This window comes from Nocardiopsis sp. TNDT3 (assembly GCF_003427465.1).
GTDB classification, from domain to species: Bacteria; Actinomycetota; Actinomycetes; order Streptosporangiales; family Streptosporangiaceae; genus Nocardiopsis; species Nocardiopsis dassonvillei.
Map to the genome: position 1 here is coordinate 1 of NZ_QPFC01000844.1, position 4,405 is coordinate 4,405.

4 protein-coding genes are annotated in these 4,405 nt (G+C 74.3%); all 4 read left to right on the top strand.

Annotated elements, in window-relative coordinates; all coding sequences use genetic code 11:
• Positions 1-209: 209 nt before the first annotated feature.
• Genes DQW06_RS20355 through DQW06_RS20370 form a run of 4 tightly spaced genes read left to right on the top strand, consistent with a single transcriptional unit; the run spans position 210 to position 4,142 of the window.
• A complete protein-coding gene (locus DQW06_RS20355; RefSeq protein ID WP_013155130.1) occupies positions 210-1,226 on the top strand; it encodes a sensor histidine kinase in 1,017 nt (338 codons plus the stop codon).
• A complete protein-coding gene (locus DQW06_RS20360; RefSeq protein WP_013155131.1) occupies positions 1,223-2,038 on the top strand; it encodes a LytTR family DNA-binding domain-containing protein in 816 nt (271 codons plus the stop codon). Before DQW06_RS20355 ends, DQW06_RS20360 begins: the two co-directional genes overlap by 4 nt.
• Positions 2,035-2,493 carry a hypothetical protein gene (locus tag DQW06_RS20365; protein WP_071622791.1) on the top strand — a complete coding sequence of 153 codons (459 nt, stop codon included), beginning with the start codon at positions 2,035-2,037 and terminating at the stop codon, positions 2,491-2,493. The genes DQW06_RS20360 and DQW06_RS20365 overlap by 4 nt, the downstream gene beginning before the upstream one ends.
• Entirely contained in the window at positions 2,487-4,142 is a 1,656-nt protein-coding gene (locus DQW06_RS20370; RefSeq protein WP_013155133.1) for a cation acetate symporter, read from the top strand. The genes DQW06_RS20365 and DQW06_RS20370 overlap by 7 nt, the downstream gene beginning before the upstream one ends.
• Positions 4,143-4,405: the final 263 nt, after the last annotated feature.

Here is a 4,405-nt window from a genome sequence, read left to right on the forward strand (position 1 = left end):
GGCCCGCCACCGCTCCCGGTGGCGGGCCCGGCTCCTGCCCGCGGCGCGAGCGCGCATTTGCGTCACGATTCGAAAGGTGACCCCGACCACGTGAGCACCGACACAGTTCGCTGGGATAGGGTCGTTCCGTGTCATACCGGTGGCTGTCGCGGGTGTCCCCCTCCCGACGTCGCCCAGCGTCCTCGGAGCAGCGGGCGAGCGTCGAGCTGATGCGCCAGGTCCACGCCCTCGGCGTCGACCTCCGGGACGGGCTGCACGGCCGGAGGGTCCCCTCGGCCGCCAGGCGGCTGCGCCAACTCCTGGCCGTGGACGGCGTCGTCCTGGCCGACCTGGACGGTCCGGTCGCCGCGCACGGAACCAGCCCCGCGCCCTCCGAGGTCGAGGGGCTGCTCTCCCAGGTCTTCGAGTACGGGAGCAACGCCCGGGTGCGCCTGCCCGACGGCACGTCGGTGTGCGCGGTCCCCCTGACCGTGGCCGACGAGCTGTCCGGCGCCCTGGTGGCCTCGGGCCACCCCGTGGAGGCCGACGTGGAGGCCGCCGCCGCGCTGGTCTCGGACTGCCTGGACCACGCGGCGCTGCGCCGGGCCCGCGCCCGGATCGCCGCCGCCGACCTGCGCACCCTGCGGGCGCAGATCTCCCCCCACTTCGTGCACAACGCCCTGGCCGTGATCGCCGCCCTGGTGCGCACCGACCCCGACCGGGCCCGCCACCTGCTGTCGGACTTCGCCGACTACCTGCGCTACGGCTTCTCGGAGAAGGGCGACTACGCGACCCTCTCCGAGGAGCTGGAGGCCACCCAGACCTACCTCGAACTCCAGCGGGCCCGCTTCCACGACCGTCTGGACATCACCGTGCGGATGGCCCCCGAGGTGCTGCCGGTGGCCATACCGTTCCTGGTCGTGCAGCCGATCGTGGAGAACGCCATCCGGCACGGGCTGGAGCGCAAGGAGGGCCGCGGCCACATCAGCGTCTCCGGTTTCGGCGAGGGCCCGCTGTGCGTCATCGAGATCGAGGACGACGGGGTGGGCATGCACCCCGACCTGGCCCGCTCCCTGCTGGCGGGCACCGGCCCGGAGTCGCGCAGCGTCGGCCTGGCCAACGTGGACCAGCGGCTGCGCGCCGTCTACGGACCCGAGTACGGTCTGGTGATCGAGACCGCGCTGGGGGAGGGGACGAAGGTGACCGTGCGCGTGCCCAGGTTCACCAGGGGGGTGGTGGCGCGTTGAAGCCCGAACTGCGGGTGCTGGTGGTCGAGGACGAGGCCTCCACCCGCCAGGAGATGGCGTCCCTGCTCGGTGACATGCCCGAGGTGGCGGAGGTCCTGGTGGCCGACAACGGCGCCACCGCCGTGCGGCTGCTGGGCACCACCACCATCGACGCCGCGTTCCTGGACATCCTCATGCCCGGTCTGGACGGCATGGACGTGGCCCGGGTGCTGAGCGTGCTGTCCGAGCCCCCGTCCATCGTGTTCGTGACCGCCTCCGAGGCCCACGCGGTGGAGGCCTTCGGCATCGGCGCCGTGGACTACCTGCTCAAGCCGATCCGGCCCGAGCGGCTGGCCGAGGCGGTGGGCCGCATCGCCCAGCTGCGCAGGCCCGGGGGAGGGGCCCCGCCCGCCGAGGACCTGCACGTGGTGCAGATCGACACCGGCAGGCGCACGGTGTTCGTCAAGCGCGACGACGTGCAGTTCGTGGAGGCCCAGGGCGACTACGTGCGCCTGCACACCTCCGACGGGGGCCACCTCATCCGCCTGTCGCTGTCCTACCTGGAGGAGGTGTGGGCCTCGGCCGGGTTCGTCCGGGTCCACCGGGGGTTCCTGATCGCCATCCCGTGGGTGCGCGACCTGCGGGTGACCTCCTCGTCCGGCCTGGTGGCGGGAACCCCGGCCGGGGACGTGCCGGTGAGCCGCCGCCACGGCCGCCACCTGCGCGCCCAGCTGCTGGAGGCGGCCCGGCGCGACCAGCTCGGCCGGTCCGCGAACGCCCAGGGCGGCCCCGCCCCCCGGTCGCGGGACGGTGAGGGGGAGCAGGCGCCGTGAGCCCGCGCCGCGAGAAGCTGACCAGCCCGCAGACCCGGATCGCGCTGGCCCGGGGCAACCGGCCCGCGCAGCACCTGCTGCCGATCCCGGAGCCGGTGGACACCGAGGCGGCCCGCGCGCTCTTCCGGGCCCAGCGGCGGACCGCCGTGCGCACCGTGGCGGTGCTGTCGGCGCTGCTGTTCGGGATGAGCGGCGCGTTCGCGCTCTTCCCCGCGCTGGGGGAGGTCCGCCCGGGCGGGGTCCCGCTGTCGTGGCTGCTGCTGACGGTGGCGATCTACCCGATGCTGTTCGGGCTGGCGCTGTGGCACGTGCGCTCGGCCGAGCGGATCGAGGACCGGGCCGAGAGCGCCGCGGACCGGGCGGAGGCCGCGCGGGTGCCGGAGTACGACCGGAAACCCGGAGGCGCGAGGGGACCGGGATCCGCGAGCGGTGAGGACACGGGGCGCACGTGGTGATCGCGGTCCTGGCCATCGGGCTGGTCCTGCTCACCAGTCTGGTCATCGGCGTCTACGGGGTGCGGGCGGCCCGCTCGACCTCCGACTTCCTCGTGGCCTCGCGGCGGATCTCCCCCAACTGGAACGCGATGGCGATCGCCGGGGAGTACCTGTCGGCCGCCTCGGTGCTGGGGCTCGCGGGGCTGCTGCTCAAGAACGGCCTGGGCACCATGTGGTACGCGGTGGGGTTCGCCGCGGGCTACGTGGCGGTGGTGGCGCTGGTGGCCGGGCCGATGCGCCGGTCGGGGGCGTTCACCGTGCCCGACTTCGCCGAGTACCGCCTGGGTGCGCCGCGTCTGCGCAAGCTGTGCGGCTGCGTGGTGCTGGTGATCATGCTGCTGTACCTGGTGCCCCAGTTCAAGGGTGCCGGTGTCGTGCTGGCCCTGGTCAGCGGCACGCCCTACTGGGTGGGGGTGCTGCTCGCCGGGCTGGTGGTGAGCGCCTCGATCGCGGCCGGGGGGATGCGGTCGGCGACCTACGTGCAGGCCTTCCACTACGTGGTCAAGCTGGCCTTCATCGCCATCCCGGCGGTCTACCTGGTGGTGCACGCCGGTCCCGGGACCCGGGCGGAGGCGCTCAACCCCGAGTGGGGCACGCACTTCCCCGAGACGACCCCGGTGGAGTTCACCGTGGGGACCCGGTTCAGCCTGGACGAGCCGGTGACGGTGACCGCCTCCGGGGGCGAACGGGTGGAGTTCGCGGCCGGGGAGCACACCGTGGAGGCGGGCGCCGAGTACGTGTTCCCCGAGGGCGCGCCCATCCCGCACCCGGCGGGGCTGCCGGAGCTGGGCAGCGAGCGGTGGAGTTCGCCGCTGCTGGACGTGGGCGGGTACCCCCTGTTCGAGACGTGGTCCACGCTGCTGGCGATCACGCTGGGCTGCATGGGGCTGCCGCACGTCATCATGCGCTTCCACACCAGCCCCACGGCGCGGACGGCGCGCCGGGTGGCGGTGGGCGTGATCGCCCTGCTGGGGCTGTTCTACCTGTTCCCGACGGTGTACGGGCTGCTCGGGCGGGTGCTCACCCCGCACCTGGTGCTGCTCCAGGGCACCGACACGGTCGCGGTGGTGCTGCCCGCCCAAGCGGTGCCGGGCTCGGTGGGGACGGTGCTGACGGCGCTGGTGGCGGCGGGGGCGTTCGGCGCGTTCCTGTCCACCTCCTCCGGACTGCTGCTGGCCCTGGCGGGCGGGCTGTCGCACGACCTGTTCCAGGGCAGCGTGCCGCGGCTGCGCCTGGCGGTGGCCGTGGGCGCGTGCGTGGCGGTGCTGCTGGCGCTGCCCGCGCAGCTGATCGACATCAACGTGCTGGTGGTGTGGGCGTTCACGGTGGCGGCCTCGACGTTCTGCCCGCTGCTGGTGCTGGGCATCTGGTGGCGGCGGCTGACGCTGGCCGGGGCCGCGTCCGGGCTGGTCGTGGGGGCGGTGACCGCGACCGGCGCGGTGGGGTGGTCGATCCTGCTGCCGCCCCCGGCCGGGTGGCTGGCGGTGCTGCTGGCACAGCCCGCGGCGTGGACCATCCCGCTGGCCTTCGGGACGATGGTGCTCGTCTCGCGGCTGACCAGGCCGCCGGACTGGGCCGAGCACGCCGTGCTGCGCCTGCACTCCCCCTGACCCGCGTGGCCGTGGACCTGCTGCCGACTCCGGTGCCGGCTCCGGCGGTGGCGCTGGTAGCAGGGACGTCCGTGCCGGGCGGGCCACTGGGGGCGCGTTCCCGGGTGTAGGGTCCGGACTGAGCGCGTACGATCACCCGTAGTGCCGACAGCGACACGAGGAGTCCCATGCCCCCCTCACGCCGTGCTCTGCCCGCGCTGCTGGCGGCGGGCGCGCTCCTGATCGTCTGCGGTGCCTCGCCCTCGCTCGCCCCGGACGACCCG